Origin of the sequence: Pontibacter toksunensis, assembly GCF_042686245.1 — a bacterium.
GTDB classification, from domain to species: Bacteria; Bacteroidota; Bacteroidia; order Cytophagales; family Hymenobacteraceae; genus Pontibacter; species Pontibacter toksunensis.
This window is the reverse complement of the sequence record NZ_JBHUOX010000002.1, coordinates 117958-137650: the sequence shown is the minus strand read 5'-3', so window position 1 is coordinate 137650 and position 19693 is coordinate 117958. Positions and strand designations below refer to the sequence as shown.

General features: G+C 47.9%; 13 protein-coding genes. 8 read left to right on the top strand and 5 right to left on the bottom strand.

All coding sequences use genetic code 11. The features are described from left to right. The first annotated feature begins 81 nt into the window (after positions 1–81). Positions 82–1005, top strand: a complete 924-nt coding sequence (locus ACFS7Z_RS03425) for a mechanosensitive ion channel family protein (protein ID WP_377480936.1) — start codon at positions 82–84, stop codon at positions 1003–1005. 62 nt (positions 1006–1067) lie between these two features. Here the strand turns inward: ACFS7Z_RS03425 and ACFS7Z_RS03420 are convergent, their stop codons facing one another. The 5 genes from ACFS7Z_RS03420 to ACFS7Z_RS03400 all read right to left on the bottom strand — a co-directional run bounded on the left by ACFS7Z_RS03420 (position 1068) and on the right by ACFS7Z_RS03400 (position 6182). Further along, positions 1068–2336, bottom strand: a complete 1269-nt coding sequence (locus tag ACFS7Z_RS03420; RefSeq protein ID WP_377480933.1) for a metal-dependent hydrolase family protein — start codon at positions 2334–2336, stop codon at positions 1068–1070. Between the two features lie 207 nt (positions 2337–2543). After that, positions 2544–2918 carry an STAS domain-containing protein gene (locus tag ACFS7Z_RS03415; protein WP_377480930.1) on the bottom strand — a complete coding sequence of 125 codons (375 nt, stop codon included), beginning with the start codon at positions 2916–2918 and terminating at the stop codon, positions 2544–2546. A gap of 6 nt (positions 2919–2924) precedes the next feature. Next, positions 2925–3269: an STAS domain-containing protein gene (locus tag ACFS7Z_RS03410; RefSeq protein ID WP_377480927.1), complete on the bottom strand. Its 345-nt coding sequence runs from the start codon at positions 3267–3269 to the stop codon at positions 2925–2927. 779 nt (positions 3270–4048) lie between these two features. Next, positions 4049–5710, bottom strand: coding sequence for a M1 family metallopeptidase (locus ACFS7Z_RS03405; RefSeq protein ID WP_377480924.1), 1662 nt, complete (start codon positions 5708–5710; stop codon positions 4049–4051). 187 nt (positions 5711–5897) lie between these two features. Next, a complete protein-coding gene (locus tag ACFS7Z_RS03400; protein WP_377480921.1) occupies positions 5898–6182 on the bottom strand; it encodes a GNAT family N-acetyltransferase in 285 nt (94 codons plus the stop codon). Positions 6183–6558: 376 nt separating this feature from the next. Here ACFS7Z_RS03400 and ACFS7Z_RS03395 point away from each other — a divergent pair, with 376 nt between their 5' ends. The 7 genes from ACFS7Z_RS03395 (at position 6559) to ACFS7Z_RS03365 (ending at position 19692) form a co-directional block, all read left to right on the top strand. Next, the gene (locus ACFS7Z_RS03395; RefSeq protein WP_377480918.1) at positions 6559–9387 is read left to right on the top strand and encodes a DUF4961 domain-containing protein; all 2829 of its coding nucleotides are present in this window, start codon (positions 6559–6561) and stop codon (positions 9385–9387) included. Between the two features lie 337 nt (positions 9388–9724). Beyond that, positions 9725–12316: a cellulase family glycosylhydrolase gene (locus ACFS7Z_RS03390; protein ID WP_377480915.1), complete on the top strand. Its 2592-nt coding sequence runs from the start codon at positions 9725–9727 to the stop codon at positions 12314–12316. Positions 12317–12442: 126 nt separating this feature from the next. After that, a complete protein-coding gene (locus ACFS7Z_RS03385; RefSeq protein ID WP_377480912.1) occupies positions 12443–14047 on the top strand; it encodes an alpha-amylase family glycosyl hydrolase in 1605 nt (534 codons plus the stop codon). A 264-nt stretch (positions 14048–14311) separates the two neighbouring features. Beyond that, on the top strand, positions 14312–15460 hold the full coding sequence (locus ACFS7Z_RS03380; RefSeq protein ID WP_377480909.1) for a galactokinase: 1149 nt from the start codon (positions 14312–14314) through the stop codon (positions 15458–15460). A gap of 56 nt (positions 15461–15516) precedes the next feature. After that, positions 15517–16542, top strand: coding sequence for a UDP-glucose--hexose-1-phosphate uridylyltransferase (locus ACFS7Z_RS03375; protein WP_377480907.1), 1026 nt, complete (start codon positions 15517–15519; stop codon positions 16540–16542). Between the two features lie 825 nt (positions 16543–17367). Next, the gene (locus ACFS7Z_RS03370) at positions 17368–17961 is read left to right on the top strand and encodes an RNA polymerase sigma factor (RefSeq protein WP_377480904.1); all 594 of its coding nucleotides are present in this window, start codon (positions 17368–17370) and stop codon (positions 17959–17961) included. Positions 17962–18087: 126 nt separating this feature from the next. After that, on the top strand, positions 18088–19692 hold the full coding sequence (locus tag ACFS7Z_RS03365) for a DUF6377 domain-containing protein (protein ID WP_377480901.1): 1605 nt from the start codon (positions 18088–18090) through the stop codon (positions 19690–19692). Position 19693: the final 1 nt, after the last annotated feature.

Genomic DNA, 19693 nt, shown 5'->3' with positions numbered 1-19693 from the left:
CAGCATAAAAACTGGCTCAGGCCACCCATGAACATATGCGCCTTTAATTTCCGTAAGCAAAGAAAAGAAAAACAAAGCATCATGCGGAGAATTACTTTTTGGCTTGAGAGGAAGACCGGGCTCACAGCAGAGTTTTACCACGACCTGATTTACACGGCAGCTTTAATACTGGCGCTATGGTTGCTGAGCAGAATGTTGCTATGGGCGATCTTCCGGCGCGAGAAAGACTTACGCAAGCAGTATCAGTGGAGGAGGTTCACCAACTATGTAGCCACCGGTTTGTCTATCCTGGTGCTCTCGAACATATGGTTCAACGGGTTCGAGTCTATCGCTACATTCCTGGGGCTTCTGTCTGCAGGACTGGTGCTGGCGCTGCGCGAGCCTCTGCTGAGTATGACTGGCTGGCTCTATATTCTCTGGAAGCGCCCCTTCCGCATAGGAGACCGCATACAGGTGGGAGAAACTATCGGAGATGTCATCGACATCAGTTTGTTTCAGTTTTCACTGAACGAGATCAGGGGCTGGGTAGACGCTGACCAGGCAACAGGCCGGGTGGTGAATGTGCCAAATGCTAGGGTGTTTACGGTGCCGCAAGCAAACTATAACTACGGGTTTCCCTTTGTGTGGCAGGAGATTCCGGTAAACATCACATTTGAAAGCAACTGGAAAAAAGCAAAAGAAATTCTGGAACAGGTGACGAGGCAGCATGCAGAGCAGCTCAGCGAAGCAGCTGTTTTGCAGGTAAAGCGGCAGTCGCAGCGGCATCTTATATTCTATGAGGATCTGGAGCCAAAGCTCTATACCACAGTCCGTGAGAATGGCATCGAAATAACTGCCCGTTACCTCTGCGGCATCATGCGCCGCCGCCAGAGCACCCACTTAATATGGGAGGATGTGCTGACACATTTCCTGGCTGCACCTGACATTCATTTCGCTTACCCTACCACCCGTTTTTACCAGGGTGCAGCAGGGCAGGGAAGCGAACCACCGACAGGGCCATTGTAGGCGATGCTCAAAGCAGGAAGCTTTTCAAGGATGCAGTGCTGTATCAACTTAATCAATGCAGCTTACTTTTTGTGAACTTGCCCGTCTTTCATCACAAAGTTTACTTTTCTCACCTGCGATATGTCTGCTGTGGGATCACCTTCAACAGCAATGATGTCTGCCAGTAACCCGGCTTTGATGCGGCCTATTCTATCGCTTACCCTGAACACATCGGCATTGACAGAGGTGGCGGCGCGCAGCACGTCCAGCGGTTTCATACCGTAATCTACCATCAGTTCCATCTCCCGGGCATTGTCGCCGTGGGTATAAACGCCAACATCGCCACCCATGCAAATGGTTACGCCGGTATCCAGGGCCTCCTTAAAGCTCTTGCGTTTCTGCTGTATACGGGCCGGTTCTGGCTGGCTGCCTTTCTGCCAGCCATGGTACTGCAAAATGGCATCCCCGGCGGCAAGGGTAGGGCAGAGGGCCACCTTGTTCTTTTTCATCAGGCGGTACACTTCCAGCGTGGCATCGTCGGCATGCTCGATTGTTGAAACACCCGCTGCAATGGCGCGCCGCATCCCTTCCGGGGTAGAAGCGTGTGCTACTACAGGCCTGCCTGCCGCGCCCGCCACTTCCACTATAGTCTTCAGCTCTTCCACCGTGAAAGTGGGAGCTGCTTCTCCGTTCATGCCCCAGCGGTAGTCAGCGTATACTTTTATTAAATCGGCTCCGTTGCCAATCTGCGTTCTTACCTCTTTTGTCAGGCCATCCACACCATCAGCCACAGCGGCACCAATGGGTGTTTCTATTTCGTAGCTCAGTTCTTTAGGGCCATAACTGCCTGATGCCACAATGGCCCGGGTGGCAATCAGCATGCGGGGGCCCGGTATTACTCCCTTTTGTATCGCCTGCTTCAGCCCGACATCATCGTAGCCTGCACCTTCTGTGCCTAAATCTCTTACAGTGGTGAAACCAGCCAGCAGCGTGTTTCGGGCATGCACCGTCGCCCTTGCCACCCGCTCCACCCGCGACTCTTTCAGTACCTGGTCGTTCCAGGAAGTTTCGTTGTAAGGGTGCAGGAACAGGTGGCTGTGTCCTTCAATAAGCCCTGGTAGCAGGGTCTGCCCTTTCAACTCTATTACCTCGGCTGCAGGAGGCGCGTGTAGGTTGGCGCCTGCAGCTTCAATTCTATTGTTCTTTACCAGCACCTGCCATCCTGTTTGCATCTTTTCCCCATCAAACACCCTTTCCGGTTTTAGGAGATAGTAGACATCTGAAGTTTGTGCAAAAAGAATAGGAGAAAAAAGGACGAAAAGGACCAAAAAAAAAGGCTTTATGCGGAGCATTTAAAATGACAGTATGGTTTAGTAGTCCTAAACTATGAAATAATGCTGAGAAGACAGGTCTTTTATGCTGAGTTTAGGTAGATGCCTGTACAGGAGCAGGCTACATGTAAAAGCAGTTGCTTACCCGATGATATTTCTTTGATTTAGAAGATACTATAGCTTACTAAATAGCCGGAGATAAGTGGAGGGGAAGAAGTACGTGTTCAATCAAGCCAGCTTGGCAACAACTGCTGCAGGTGTTAAGGCTTCCTCTCTTGTATGGGTAATGTGCATGAGCCTGTTTATACCCAGTGCCTCGAACAAGCTTTGAATCTGGGGCTGGAGACCAAACAAAGTAAGCCGGGTGTGCTTTTCCAGGGAGAGGTGGTAAACTGATAAAATGACTCCTATACCTGCCGAGGAAATATTCTTCATTTCTGTACAGTCTAATATTAAATGACCTACACCCGAGGCAACTATATTTTCCAAAATGTTAATGGTCATCAAAGACGAACTGGCATCAAGTTCACCTTTCATACTCAGGATAATGCCATTTTCAACTGGAAGAAAACTGGTGTTAAAATGGTGCAGGGAACTGTCCATATAAGACTACGTATTTTGTTTACAGTACTGGTAAGCTTCTTTTAAGCTCAAAACAATGTGTAGTACGGAATCTAGTCCTGTTTTGTCTATTATTTCCTGAAATTTTGTATTAACATGGTGAAATAGGAGATTAATTCCAGTTACTTCAGCGTGGGTGGTCATGGAGAGCACAATACGTAGTGCTTCAGTCGTAACATGGTTTATACGCTCGCAGTCAACCAGCACGTGGCGAACTTGCTTTGCTGTGGCGTTTGAAATAATCTGTTTGAGCTGCCGGCAATCATCAGCATCTAAGCGGCCACTCGCTGTTATAAAATGACAATCCTGCACCTGTTGCGCTAAAAGTGCCATGGCATCAATCCTTATTTTAAAGCGGAAACAAAAACGGAGTGAACTAAAAATGCTTCATTGCTTAGGCAAGCATAGTAGCACTTCAAAAGGTATGGTGGAGAACGAAAAGCGGAAAATTCCACTGCTTAAGTGGGTTAATCAGAAAGATTGTTAACCTGAGGATGCTTTTATCTAATTGAATGGTAGGGGTGCCTCGGGCACCCATCTTCAGCACCCCTCCATCAACATCAAACAAATAAAAGTGGACACAAGCAAAAGAGCTTCAACTCCTGTAAAGGAAATCAACCAACCAAAACCTGCTCTTGCACATCACTTGTGACCATTACTTCAAATTAACGAATTTGGAGCTCGGGTGCTGCTTTTCTAGATAGCATTGGTTGTTAATACAGGCTAAATACCGGATACTTACTCTCGTTTAAGTATAAATGCTTAGGTGCTGCCGTTACGAAAAATAGGATAGTAGTGAGGACACCGAAGACAAGATGTTCTAGAGCCACGAGTTCGTACTTATAAGGGTAAGAGCAGTAGAAAAGTGAATGGAGAAGCTACGTATTTGTAGGTAAAATAGCAGAATTAACACGCAATCCGGCTAATAGAGGCATATGCTGATGAATTGAATAACGTATGAGTGAACAAAGGGTAAAGCAGTTAAAAGAACAGCAGATATAACAGTAGAAGCTGTTCGTGGTTTTTAGAACTAATAAGCAAGGCTAAAGGTTTGCCATACCCGTTTGGGTGCTGAGGATGGCTGACTTTAGCCTTTTCTTTTCTATATCGGCTTATGATGCGGTTGCTTTTTCCGCTGTGACGTAGAAGTTTCTATCTACCTCCAGTTTCACTTTTTTAGGCGCCTCTTTCAGTTCCTGCCAGTTTGTAGTTGGCTCCAGCCATTTCGCTTTCCCGTTTACATATACCTTCACAGGCATGTTGAAATCTGCTACCGTATTGCTCCAACGGTACATTAGCTTAGTGCCTTCCTGGCGGTATTCCAGTTTAGGGATGCGCACATCCCGAAGGTACTGATCAAAGAAAGGGCTTAGGTTACGGCCAACATGCTGACTCAGGTAGTTCTCTATTTGGGCAGTGGTTACTGTCTGGTGGTAAAAGTCCTTGTTTAGCCCACGGAGAATGCTGCGCCATTTTTCGTCATCATTCACTAACTGGCGCAGGGTGTGCAGCATGTTGGCTCCCTTAAAATACATATCACCGGAGCCGGTGTGGTTCACGCCGTAAGTTCCTATAATCGGGCGGTCGTTCTGAATGAGCGCGCGTTGACCAATCACATAGTCAGCCGCAGCGTCTTTGCCATAGTGGTAGTCCAGGAAAAGGTTCTCCGAGTAGGTGGTGAAGCTTTCGTGAATCCACATGTCAGCATAGTCTTTGTACGTGATGTTGTTGGCAAACCACTCATGCCCGGACTCATGTATGATAATGTAGTCGAACTTCTTTCCCCAGCCGGTGCGGCTTAAGTCGCGGCCGAGGTAGCCATTCCGGTAGCCGTTGCCATACGTTACAGAGCTCTGGTGCTCCATGCCGAGGTAAGGAGCCTCCACCAGTTTATAGCTGTCTTCGTAAAAAGGGTAGGGGCCAAACCAATGTTCGAAAGCCTTCAGCATGCGTGGCACTTCCTTGAACTGCTCCTTTGCCTTGTCGAGGTTGCCACGCAGCACATAGTAGTCGAGGTCCAGTTGTCCTTTTTCGCCCTGGTACTTGTCTGAGAAGTGAACGTAATCGGCCACGTTCACATTCACGCCATAGTTGTTGATGGGGTTAGAGACAAACCAGTGGAAGGTGCTGGTGCCGTCAGGGTGCTGTTCTACCTTGCGCAGGCGGCCGTTTGATACATCTGTCAGGCCTTCGGGTACTCTGGCACTAATCAGCATGCTGTCAGGCTCATCATACATATGGTCCTTCACGGGCCACCACAGGCTGGCGCCGTCGCCCTGGTTCGAGTTAGCTACAAAGGGTCTCCCGTTCGAGTCGTACTGCCAGGTGATGCCGCCACTCCACGGAGGGTTTTCGCTTACCTGAGGCTTCCCGCCAAAGTGCACATCCACGCTTTTGATGCTGCCAGGCTGCTGCTCCGCCAGTTGCACAAAATAGGCATTTCCGTCACGCTGCAATGGCAGTTCTTTTCCATTCTGCACTACTTTTTCTATTCGCATAGGAGGTTGCAGGTCTATCTGCATGCGCTGCTGTGGCTCCAATACTTTATACTGGATAGTGTTCACGCCCCGGATGGTGCTGTCGTTCGGGTTCACCTGTACATTTAAATGGTAATAGGTCAGGTCCCACCAGGCGCGTTCAGGCGTAATGCTGCCGCGGAGTGTATCCTGCCGCGTAAATTCCGGCGACTGGGCATGTGCCTGCAGCGCGCCAAAGGATAAGCCTGAACCAATCAACAGAAGGGCTAGGGTGGTTTTAGATGGGTGTTTCTTCATCAAAAGTATGTGCAGCCGGTAATCCTATTTTCAACCTGTTTAAACTTGCTCTGGCTGAATAACCGAAAGCTAATGTAAGATTTTGCAAGGTTGATGCCAAATGTGACTGCGGCAGGAGAGGTAACAGGCTGGCAGGAAAGAAAACAGCTCCTGGTTGAATCTACCCAGGAGCTGAAGTTAAACTATTTTATTCAGGTTGAACAAGATCCCTGTAATCGGGGTGTCGCTTGATGTAGGCGCCCACCACCGGGCAGGAAGGTACTATCTGGTAATTCTGGGAACGTGCATAGTCCAAGCCTGTTTTCACCAGCTGATCCGCCAGTCCTTGCCCCCGGCTTCCTTCCGGCACAAAGGTGTGGTCAAAGTCCATTACCCCGCTTTCAGGGTAGGTATAGGTTAACTCTGCCTCGTCCCCTTCAACTATTGCGTAAAAGCGCAGGTCTTCTTCGTCGTGTGTGATATTCAAAGCCATTTTCATTTAAGGTTATAACTTCCGGTATATACGGGGCTGGCAGTGAGGTGTTTTTACTTTCCGGCAGCGAAGGCATCCCCTCTACATTCTGTGCAAGTTCATCTTCAAGTTATACTTCCGGAGCAGCTCCTGCTTCTTCTTTAGAAAAAAAGAGTAAATACGAGGGATAGTATAGGCCACAGGAGTCTACTCTTCATAATAGGAAGCCTGTTTTTGATATCCTAAGCAAACATGATTTCATATTGCAACGTGTAACAGAGAAAGCACCTGCATCAACATGTGATTTTGTGAGTATTATCACTTATTGGTCAATATATAGGCTGGTCCGGGTTTTCCTTTCAATAATTTTTTTTGCAGCACCAATTAATTAAGGCCTATGAACCTTTTTACTTTTAAGAAATCATCTATTTTCTTCCTTCTCTTTTTCTGCTTCTGTTTACAGGCGGCTGGGCAGGTAGTTACAACATCTCCCACTTTTCCGACAGCAAATGAGGAGGTAACCATTACATTTGATTTATCAAAAGCAACCGACTCCAGAAAGGCTGGCTTATTGGGTTTGACTACTGGTGTATACTTGTGGTCCGGTGCCGGAACGACAGAGGACGGTGACGCTTTCCAGTATCAGCCAGAAGGGCAGACAAATTTTGCACAGCCTTTCGAGCCTGGTAAGATGACATACCTTGGCAACAATCGCTGGCAAATTAAGATTGTACCCCGCCAATACTTTGGTGTGCCGGACAATGTGCCCATTAGGAGGTTAGGTTTGCTGCTGAAAAATGCCAATGGTACTGCGCAGACGGAGGACCTTTTCGTTCGCATTTATCCGGACGAATTTACAACAGCTTTTATAGCTCCCTCAAAAGAGCTTCTCTTTACACAGGCCAACTCCACCATTGATGTACAGGCTGCTTCCTCCACCCGTGCCAACCTCACACTGAAACTGGACAATACAGTAGTGGCTACGGCTACAAACGAGGTGGCCTTAAACTATACCCTCAACACGGGTACGCAGGCCGGAACACGCCGTAGGGTAATATTAGAAGCTACAACCGCCACCGAAACAGCCAGAGATACCTTTTACTTTATCGTTGAGCCTGCTCCTGTGGTGGCTGCTCTCCCCGCTGGTGTGCAGGATGGCATTAACTATATCAACGGAAACGAGGTGGTGCTGACGCTGTTTGCGCCTGAAAAAGACTTTGTTTACGTGATTGGGGAGTTTAACAACTGGCTGCCTTCTGAAGAATATCTGATGAAGCTCACGCCTGATGGTAATCGCTACTGGCTCCGGTTGACAGGTTTGCCGGCAGGCGAAGAAGTGGCCTTCCAGTACCTCGTGGATGGTACCATTGCAGTGGCAGACCCTTACACAGAAAAGATACTGGACCCTAACAACGACAAGTTTTTGACCGATGCCAATTACCCTGACCTGAAGCCGTACCCGACCCGTGCCAACGGAATTGTGTCGGTGCTGCAGACAAACCAGCCTGAGTATAACTGGCAGGTTGAGAACTTTGTGCGCCCGGATGTGGAGAGCCTGGTGATTTACGAATTGCTGGTGCGTGATTTTGTAGCCACCCGCAACTACCAGACCCTCATCGATACGCTCTCGTACCTGAAGAGCCTGAACATCAATGCCATTCAGCTGATGCCTGTCATGGAGTTTTCGGGCAACGACTCCTGGGGCTATAACCCAACTTTCTTTTTTGCCCCGGATAAAGCTTATGGTACCGAGGAAGACCTGAAGGCCTTTATAGACGCATGCCATAAAGCTGGTATTGCCGTCATTCTGGACATCGTACTGAACCAGGCAGATTACGAAAACCCGTACGTGCGTCTTTACTGGGATGAAGCGAACAGCCGACCTGCTGCTAACAATCCTTACTTTAACCAACAGGCGACGCATCCTTTCAGCGTATTCTTCGACTTTAATCATGAAAGTGCAGCAACAAAGGCTCTTGTGGAACGGGTGAACCGCTACTGGCTCGAAGAGTATAAAATTGATGGTTACCGCTTTGACCTTTCCAAGGGCTTTACACAGCGGAATACAGGTAACGATGTAAACGCCTGGAGTGCCTATGATGCCAGCCGTGTAGCCATCTGGAAAGACATTTACCAGGACATACGCGCTTTTGATCCGACTGCTTATATTATTCTGGAGCACTTTGCTGTGAACCAGGAGGAAAAAGAACTGGCCGAAGTCGGAATGCTTTTCTGGGGAAACCTGAACCATGATTACCGCAATCTTGCCAAAGGTAACAGTGCTAACCCAGCCTGGATCTCTTACAAGGAGCGTGGCTGGCAGGTGCCGCACGTGATAGGTTATATAGAAAGCCATGATGAGGAGCGTCTACTGTTTGATGTACTGCAAAACGGCAAGTCAGCCGGAAGTTATAATACCCGTGACCTGACCACAGCACTGAACCGTGCTAAGTTGGCGGCAGCATTCAGCCTTTCCGTGCCAGGTCCTAAAATGATCTGGCAATTCGGAGAGTTAGGCTACGATGTATCTATTGAACAGAACGGAAGAACAGGCGCGAAACCATTGCGCTGGGAATACCAGAATGATCCGGAGCGAAAGAAGCTGTTCAACTTATACGCCGAGCTCATCAAATTAAAAACCACTGTTCCCGCCTTCTCCACTGATAACTTCAACCTGGCTTTGGACGGCATGGTGAAACGCATTACCCTGAATGGCGAAGACATGACCGTTTTTCTTATCGGCAACTTCGATGTGCAAAGCCAGCAGGTGGCAGCAAATATTCCATCAACCGGCACTTGGTATGATCATTTTACTGGAGATGAAGTGAATGTGACGAATACAGCTGAAACCATTACGCTAATGCCAGGGGAATTCAGGATGTTGACGTCCGAAAGGCTGCCTGCTCCACCTGCCAACTTGCTGCCATGGCAGCAAAATGTGCTGAATGCCGAAGAAGAGTTAGCTGATGCCAAATTGCTGGTAGTGTACCCAAACCCTATAGAAGGAGCTACTGTGATTGAGCTGAACAGCAGCTACCGTGGTGCTGTGTCGCTGCAGGTAGTGGACGTGACAGGCCGCGTGCTCCGAAACTTCAGGATTCAGAAGGCGCAGCAAACGCTACAGGAACAACTCAACCTACAAGGCTTAGCAGGTGGGTTGTATTATCTGCAGGTAGAGCAGGGCGGGCAGAAGAGCACCAGGAAATTGGTGAAGCTGGCGCAGTAGATTTTATTTATCTAGAATACAACTCTGCGGAGTAGTATCAGCTGTTAAGAAAGAGATACCCTTTTACCAACTCCTACCCCTCCAAGGCTGGGATTTTCTGAAAGAGTGAAGTATTCCCCTCCTCGGAGGGGTAGGGGTGGGTTCTTTTTTTAGAAGAAGGTTTGATGGCATTTCTATTGATTAAGCTGTGCAACAGTATGCATCTGAAGTCACATAGATAATACTATTTTGAAAACAACCAATATTTAATCCATCAAGGAATACATCGATGCACAAGTTTCAGGAGAAAGTGTTAGAAACTTTACTGATTCCTGCGTCAAGAAATGATCAACAAGTAATGAAAAACACACACTGGTTCAGCGTGAAGCTGTTCTTGCTGCTCACGCTTCTGCTAACGGTAAACACAGAAATTTTCAGCCAGAACAGGGCTGGCGTTTATGTAGACAAGCAAGGCGTACTGCGGTGGCAGAAAGGAAATAAAGAAGCTGAATTTTTTGGTGTAAACTATACCGTGCCCTTCGCCTATGGCTACCGCTCACACAAAGCCCTGAACGTTGACCTTGAAAAGGCAATTGATGCAGACGTATACCACTTCGCCCGCATGGGTCTGGATGCTTTCCGGGTGCACGTTTGGGACACAGAGATAACAGACTCAGTAGGCAATCTGCTGGAGAATGAGCACCTGCGCCTGTTCGACTACCTGATTGCAAAACTGAAAGAGCGTAATATCAAAGTACTGGTAACACCAATCGCTTACTGGGGATCAGGTTATCCGGAGCCGGATGTGAAAACTGCAGGATTCTCCAGTATCTACAATAAGCGGCAGGCTGTAACTGAAGAAAAGGCTTTTCTGGCACAGGAAAGGTACCTGCAGCAGTTCTTCCAGCACGTCAACCCTTATACCAAGCTCACCTACCAGGATGATCCGGATATTATTGCCGCAGAAATCAACAACGAGCCGCGCCACTCTGGTCCGAAAGCGCGGGCAACTGAGTTCGTGAACCGGATGGTTAAAGCAGTGCGAGGCACCGGATGGACAAAACCAATTTTCTACAACATCAGCGAATCACCTACATATGCCGATGCGGTGGCTAAGGCAAACATTGATGGCGTAAGTTTCCAGTGGTACCCGACGGGCCTGGTGGCCAACCGGACGCTGGAAGGCAATTACCTGCCACATGTAGACCAGTACGGGATTCCGTTTGATACTATACCGCAATATGCCGGAAAGGCCCGCATGGTGTATGAGTTTGATGCCGGCGATATCCTGCAGCCCATTATGTACCCTGCCATGGCACGAAGTTTCCGTGGTGCCGGGTTCCAGTGGGCCACCCAGTTTGCATACGATCCACTGGCGACAGCCTATGGCAACACCGAATACCAGACGCACTACCTCAACCTCGCTTACACACCTTCCAAAGCTGTTTCCTATATGGTGGCCTCGGAGGCCTTTCATAAACTTCCGAGGCTGAAGAACTACGGCACTTACCCTTTAGACACCGTTTTTGATGTGTTTCGGGTGAGCTACAATGAAAACCTGAGTGAGATGAATGCGCCGCAGAAGTTTTACTACTCCAACACCACCCGCACAAAGCCTGTCAATGTTTCAAAGCTGATTAAGATTGCCGGAGTGGGTTCCTCTCCTGTAGTCCAATACAAAGGCACAGGCGCCTACTTTATAGAAAAGCTGGAGAATGGTGTATGGCGCCTGGAAGTTATGCCGGATGCCATCCATGTGCGCGATCCATTCGCCAAGGCATCCCCACAGAAAGTAGTGACCCGCATTCAGTGGCAGGACCAGCCCATGGGAATAAGCTTACCCGACCTGGGTACTGACTTCAGTGTGCGAGGGCTGAATGAGGGTAACAGCTATACAGCTACCGCAGCAAACAGAAGTTTTCAGGTGAAACCAGGAACATACCTGCTGACCAAGAAAGGAAAGAACAGCCGCAACATCAGTAGCAGGAATTTAGGCGCTATTGGTTTAAATGAGTATGTGGCCCCTAAGCCCATCACAAACGAAGCATATGTGTCGCATGAGCCACTGAATGAAGTTTCTGCCGGTAAGCCTATAGTGGTTTCGGCAAAAATAACAGGTATCGGTACAGCAGCAAAAGTAAGCCTGGCTGCCAGTAATCTATCTGGCACCTGGAAAACCGTCCCAATGCAGCAGGATGCCTCCTATACCTATCAGGCCACGCTTCCTGCCGATATGGCTATACCGGGCCTGGTCCGATACCGCATCATTGTGGAGACAAAGGAGGGAGAGTTTATCACCTTTCCGGGAGCTCACAAAGGCAATCCCTGGGCCTGGGACTATGTAGAGAACGACACCTGGCAAACATTTGTAGCTTCTGAAAACGGTGCGCTGGAGCTGTTTAATCCCACGCAGGACCAGAATATTTTTGTATACCCTAACCTGTGGAGGCCTGAAGAAAGGCAGTACTTAACCGGAGAAAAGCCAGGCCAGCTGCGTCTGCGTTTAGCAGCAAAAGAACTGACGGGGCACGATGTGATGGGCTGGCAGTATTATTTCGGAGACAAACTAAAAGGCCGCCAGTCAGAACTGCTTTCTTTCAACAGGATTATTATTAGAGCCCGCACCACTAACCCGCAGCCGGTACAGGCAAAGGTGTCGCTCATAACAGACGACGCTTCGGCCTACGCTGCTCAGGTCACATTAGACAATACTTTGCGGGAAATTGAAATTCCCATAAGCAGCCTGCAGGCAGCTTCTTTTATGCTGTTGCCGAGGCCATACCCTGGCTTCCATCCGTTCTGGTTTAAGCCCGGAAGAATGGAGCCCCTTAACCTGCAGCAGGCGGAGAAATTCGAAATCACCATAGGAGAGGGCTTGTCACCGGCAGAAAAAGGAAAACCTTATTCATTTGAGGTAGAGGGGGTGTGGTTAAAGAAAGCAGGACAGTAATTTAGTTGAACACCAGCCGCCGCGGTATGAAGAGAGCCCTGTAGTTGCATCGTTCATAAAGATGGCTCTTCATCTGCCAAATGATGAAGATAAAAATATAAGCTTCTAATCTCAGACAGAAAACCAATGAAAAAAAAGAATCTTTTGCACCTCGCGTTGGCAGCTTCTTTTGTTTTTTCTATAGCCTGCAGCTCAGTAGATCAAACTAGCCAAACGCAGGCAGTTGCCACTACGCAACAGCCAGATGAACAGGAAAAAGCCAGCGAGTGGCCAAGAGGCGTAACCTATGAAATTTTTGTGCAGTCCTTCTGCGATTCGAATGGCGATGGCATAGGAGACATCAAAGGCATGACCTCCAAGCTGGATTATCTCAGGGATTTAGGTGTGGAGGGTATCTGGCTGATGCCAATGAACCCATCGCCGTCTTACCACAAATACAACGTGACGGACTATTATGACATTCACCCTGACTATGGCACATTAGAGGATTACAAAGAGTTTATTCAAGAGGCCCATGAGCGGGGCATTCACGTGGTGATGGACCTGGTGGTGAACCACTCCGGCAGCGACCATCCCTGGTTTCAGGAGGCCTCCCGTAATGCAAACAGCCCCTACAGAGAATATTATGTATGGGCGCATAAAGACGACCCACAGACACAGAAAGAAGGCAAGATATTGGCCGGAGACTCGGATAACGTGAACCGGTGGCATAAAGTAGCCGGTAGCGATTCCCTGTACTATGGCTACTTCTATGACGGCATGCCTGATCTCAATTTCGACAGCCCCAAGCTGCGGGAAGAAATATATAAAATTGGCCGTTTCTGGCTTTCTGAAGTGGGCGTTGATGGCTTCCGTCTGGATGCAGCCCGCCATATTTTCCCGGACGACAGACCAGAGGATAATCACCAGTTCTGGATTGATTTCAGAAATGAAATGCTGAAGGTGAAAGAAGATGCATACCTGGTTGGGGAAGTATGGGCGGATGCTGCCACCGTTGCTCCTTATATGAAGGGCCTACCGGCATTGTTTAACTTCGATATGGGCTATGCCATAACCAATGCAGTTAACAAAGAAGACGCTGGAGAGCTGGTAAGTAATCATAGAAAGATCAGGGACTTTTACAGCTCCGTAAATCCTGATTTCGTGGATGCTACCTTCCTTACGAACCATGACCAGAACCGCATTATGAGTGAGGTGAACGGCAACATGAACAAAGCGAAAATGGCAGCTGCCCTTCTTTTCACCCTGCCAGGGTCTCCTTACATGTACTATGGGGAAGAAATAGGTATGAAAGGTAAAAAGCCGGACGAGCTGATACGGGAGCCTTTTATATGGGAGAAAAAAGAAGAGGATGGCTGCCGTGCCACCTGGGTGGAGCCAAAGTATAGCACCGACCAGACCGTGACTCCGGCTGCAGTGCAACTGGAAGACGAGAATTCAATCTTAAACCACTACAAACGGTTCATTCAACTCCGAAACAACAGCAAAGCGCTTACCTATGGCGAACTGGAGCCACTTAACTTAGGGCCTAAGAGCATCAGTGCCTTCTTAAGAAAGTATGAAGATGAATCCCTCCTCGTGTTGCACAACCTTTCTGACAAAGAGGTGTCTGTTTCCCTGCCTGAAACTTTGGCAGCTTATGAGGATGTGCGCTTCCAGAGCAAAGCCAGTACGAAGAGTAATAATATGCTGAAACTTGCCCCATACAGCACCGTCATCTTAGAAGATTAAATAATCCAAAGGAGTGAGCCCTTCCTAATTAAATTTGTCATTTCGACCATAGGGAGAAATCTGAATTATCTATCACTCCAGATTTCTCCCTTTGGTCGAAATGACAAAACAAGTTATACAATACATTTTGCGGAGAGTTAAGTAAGTGCTGTCTGTGTTCGCCGCTTTTTGCGTAAGCCTTTATAAAGTATTTTATTAGCTTTATTCGATATGTATCACACTACGCCCGGCCTTTGACAGCTGCCGGGGTAAAGCAACAGGAAAATGGTAAACGAGATTGCCCAGAAATTCAGCGAGATATATAACCAGAAACCAACTGTTTTCCGCTCCCCGGGGCGGGTTAACCTCATTGGGGAACACACCGACTATAACAATGGCTTCGTATTGCCGGCGGCCATAAACAAAGAAATATTTTTTGCCATAGCGCCCAATAACACTAACACTTTCCGGGCCTACTCCTTTAACCTGGAAGAGCGTGCTGAGTTTGATCTTGCCAACGTACAGCCGTCTGACATTGGCTGGGCCAATTATCTGCTGGGCGTAATTGCGCAGTTGCAGAAGGCAAACTACCAAGTAAAAGGGTTTGACCTTGTGTTTGGGGGCAACATACCTATTGGTGCCGGTCTTTCTTCCTCTGCAGCCGTAGAGTGCGGCCTTGCCTTTGGCCTAAATGAAACCTTTGGTTTTAACATAGAAAAGTTAACACTTGTCAAAATGGCGCAGAAGGCAGAGCATGAATATGCAGGTGTGATGTGCGGCATCATGGATCAGTTCGCCAGTATGTATGGCAAACAAAACCATGCCATCAAACTGGACTGCCGCTCGCTGGAGTACGAGTATTATAACCTCGCAATGCAGGATTACCGGATTGTACTCTGCGACACCCAGGTAAAGCACTCGCTGGCTTCTTCGGAGTATAATACGCGCCGGAAAGAGTGTGAGGCAGGTGTGGCTATACTACAGAAATATTACCCGGAGGTGCAAAGTCTTCGCGATGTAAAGCTGGACATGCTGGCACAGCACCAGCAGGAATTTGACCCTGTGGTGTACAGGCGATGCACCTATGTGGTAAGCGAGAACAACAGGGTAGAGGCAGCCTGCGCTGACCTGGAAAAAGGCGACATGAAGTCCTTCGGAGACAGGATGTATGCTTCCCATGCCGGCTTGCAGCATGACTATGAGGTAAGTTGCCCGGAGCTGGATTTCCTGGTAGAGCAGGCAAGGCAGTCTCATGCCGTATTGGGTGCACGTATGATGGGCGGTGGCTTCGGGGGGTGTACCATTAACCTGGTAAAAGTAAATGCCCTGGACGAGTTTGTGGCGCAGATGGAAAAAGCCTATCAGCAGGAGTTCAGTGTGCAGCTGAAAACGTACATAGCAGAAATTGTGGACGGAAGCAGCTTCGTGAAATAAATAAGTTTTGTCAAAGCCACAGCAGTGCCTGTGGCTTTATTCTAAAACAGGAAGACATGTCATCTTTTGATTTAGCGGAACATCCGCATCGTAGGTTTAACCCGCTCAGTGGCGAGTGGGTACTTGTATCTCCGCACAGGGCCAAGCGGCCATGGCAGGGGCAGCAGGAGGAGTTGCCTAAAGAGAACCGCCCGCAGTACGACCCTAAATGCTACCTGTGTCCAACTAATGAACGGGCCAACGGCGAGCACAACCCTGATTACAAATCTACTTATGCCTTTGATAATGACTTCGCGGCGCTTCAGCCTGGTGCCCCCGGCGGCTCTTTCACAAAAGGTGGTTTGCTGCAGGCGGAGAGCGAGCGTGGTATCTGTAAAGTAATTTGTTTTTCGCCGCGCCATGACCAGACGCTGTCGGACATGGAGGTGGAAGAGATCAGGAAGGTGGTGGACCTGTGGCAGCAGGAGTACGAGGAACTGGGTATGCTGGACTTTATCAACCACGTGCAGATTTTCGAGAACAAAGGCCAGGTGATGGGGAGCAGCAACCCACACCCGCACGGACAAATATGGGCGCAGAGTTCCATACCCGCCGGGCCAGCCAAAGAGACAGCGCTTCAGGCTGCTTACTATGAGCAGCACCAGCGCAGTCTCCTGCAGGATTACCTGGAGTTAGAACTGGAGGAGAACAAGCGTATCGTTTACCTGAATGATCACTTTGTGGTGCTGGTACCTTTCTGGGCTGTGTGGCCCTTCGAAACACTTATTCTACCCCGGCGCCATTTACAGCACATCGGGCAGATGGATGAGGCGGAAAAATATGCTTTTGCCGATGCCATCAAGCGGCTGTCTGTGGTATATGATAGGGTGTTTAATGTATCGTTCCCGTACTCGGCGGGCATACACCAGCGGCCTACGGATGGGCAGCAACACCCAAGCTGGCACCTGCACATGCACTTTTACCCACCGCTGCTTCGTTCAGCCTCCGTCAAAAAGTTTATGGTGGGTTATGAGATGATGGGAGACCCACAGCGTGATATCACACCAGAAACAAGTGCCGCACGCCTTAAAGAGCTTGTATAGCGGCTTGGTGCACTGCCACCATTTTTAAATACAATCATTCAAAGCTGCAGCGTATTCATGTATAGTGTACCCGCTGCGGCTATGTTACTTAGAAGCCAAACTTCCAGTTATAATAGGTGTTAATGCTGCTGTTCAATTTTATACCCAATCGCACAAAGCTCCTTCCATAAACAAGCCTTTGATAGGTGTTGGCATGGAGTGAGTGTGTTTAAATTCTTTGGGTTGAGTGCCTCGCTCCGCTGCAAGCTCAGTAGCCTGCAGCAGAGCGAGGGCAACTTTAAATACACAGCGCGATGCCCAAGAGTGCCCCTACCCCCAAGACGAGGCCTCCCTGATATAGGGCCCCTACCCCAGCCTGAAGAGCACATAGCAACAGCTATAGAACAGTAGGTCTGATGCCGCTGGATAATCAGAAGCTAAGCAGCTTAGACAGCATTCCTCCCTCATCTATTTCTAAACCTAGAGCCGGCAGCGTGAGCTCCCATGAAATTAAAAAACTCCTCTTCCTGATAATCAGTCAAGACCTTCTTTAATTTTTCTAAACCAAATTCACAAACACTTTAGACTTCAAGCTGTTTAGTGTAAGTGACTTGTCACTCACTGCCTGAAAGCAAATTTTTTCTTTAGATTAAAATTCCGGAATTTTGGCATCGCAACTAGCAGATGGCCCCCAACTATAGTAGGATGAAAATGATGTTGAGTTTCTACTGACTTGCTTTTAAAGTGGGTTTTGTAACAGTAGGTGCTTCGTAGCGTATCCTGTTTCAGCTGCCCGGAATGAATGATAACATGTAAATCTGATGATTTCAATGAACCTTAGTTGCAATGACTGAACTGGAGTTGTGGATTAATTTTAAGAATGGCAGCGAAGGTGATTTCACCCTCCTCTACAGGGAGTATGCACCAACCATGTTCCGGTACGGTTCCAAATTATCAAAAGACAGAGAACTGGTAAAAGACGCTATACAGCAGGTCTTTTTCACCTTGTGGAAAAGCAAAGAAAATATTTCCACCCCCCTCAGTGTTAAGAATTACCTCTTAAAAGCACTTCGTTGCGAAATCATTAAAAAACTCACCCGGGGCATCACACACGAGGCGTTGCCGGAGGAATACTGCTTTGAGTCAGCAACTTCTTATGAGGCAGACCTGATTGCACTGCAAACATCGGAGCACAACCGGGAGCGTCTTGCCTCTGTCCTGGCACAGCTGCCCGACCGGCAGCGGGAAGTTATCTTCCTGAAGTATTACTCTAACCTGAAGTACGAAGAAATTTCTGCTGTAATGGGTATAGAGCAGCAATCTGTCTATAAACTCACCTACAAAGCAATCGAAAAACTGCAGATGCTGCTGGCAAAGGTCTGTGTCAGTGTCTTTGCCCTCTCTGTGCTGAGTGAGCAAGCCCAATATATATTATTCTGATCAAGGCATTATGTTTGCAGAAGCGTAATCAGATCCAGGTACTCCTAACGTTAGGCTAAGTCTGAATTTATCTGCTACTTTTGTATAGTTAGCAAATAAAGCCTTATCTGTACAATTTATTTATATATGAAGCTTCTTTCACTTCTGCTGGTGCTTTTCCTGTATGCTATGCCGGCTTTACCAGCAGATAAAACAGATAGTTTGCTTCAGGAGGTAAGTCAGGCAATAGAAAATAAAGAGACTTATATCAGCAAAAAAAGAGAGCGGATAGAAAGGCTGAATAAAGTACTGGCAGAAAATGAAAATACCTCGCTTGTGCGTCAGTTTGAGGTTTATAACAGCCTGTACAACGAATACCGCTCCTTTAACTATGATTCTGCTTTTACCTATGCGCTCAAACTGCAGGAAACAGCTGATAAATTACAAGACTCGACCAGGATATCAAAGGCAAGGCTGAATCTGAGCTTTATCCTGCTCTCTTCGGGAATGTTTACGGAGGCCCTGCAAACCCTGGACTCTGTAAACCTGAAGAACAGGCCCGACAGCATAAAAGTAGATTATTATGCACAGAGGGCGAGGGCTTATTATGACCTTTCCAGCTATAATCAGGATAAGTATTACTCAAACAAATACATTAACCTGGGGGGACTTTATGTAGATTCGGCACTTGCCCTCACAAACCAGAACAGCCTGCAGTTTTATTCTTTACGCGGAATGAAACATGAAGCGGTTGGTAACTTTGAGAAAGCTAAAGCTGATTTTCAGACAGTGATCGATAAATACAATCCTACCTTCCACCAGTATGCCATGGCGGCGCATTCGCTCGGGATTATCTACAAAGCCCTGGGTGAAACAGACAAAGCGGTACAGATGATGGCGAAGGCAGCTATTGCAGATATGAAATCCTCCGTTACAGAAGTGGTTGCCCTGATGAACTTGGCAGAACTGCTGTACAACAACGGTGATGAGAGCAGGGCCTACACCTACATTAAACAGGCGATGGAAGATGCTGACTTTTATGGCGCCAGGCAACGTAAAATACAGGTGGCAGGCATATTACCCATCATTGAGGGGGAGAGGCTGGTGACGGTGGAAGGGCAGCGCAGAACCCTCTTTTTTTATGCCATTGCGGTTACAATGCTGTCTGTGCTGGTAGTAGCCTTTGCCTTTATCATTTTCAGGCAACTGAAGCAGCTCCGGCTGGCGAAGCAGTCTGTAACAGAGGCTAACCTGCGGCTTCAGGAAATAAATGACAAGCTGCTGGAGGCTAACATTATTAAAGAAGAATACATTGGCCACGCCTTCAATGTCCACTCAGAGTACATAAACAAACTGGAGAAGTTTAAAAAATCAGTGGACACCAAATGGATGGCGAAGAAGTACGATGAAATACCACATGTGCTGAAGAGTGTAAACCTAAAAAAGGAGAGGGAGGCGCTGTACACAGACTTCGATAAGATATTCATGAAGCTGTTCCCTGATTTTATAACTGTTTTTAATTCTTATTTCAACGAAGAAGATAAAATCATTTGCAAGAACCGTGATTCCCTGAATGTGGAGCTGCGGATTTTCGCACTGATTCGCATCGGTATACATGACCATGAGCAGATAGCCCGTATCCTGGAGTATTCTGTTTCTACCATTTATAACTACAAGACAAAGGTGAAAAATAAGTCCATCCTTCCGAACGAGGAGTTCGAGAAGAAGATTATGGAAATTAAGCCTTTTTAGT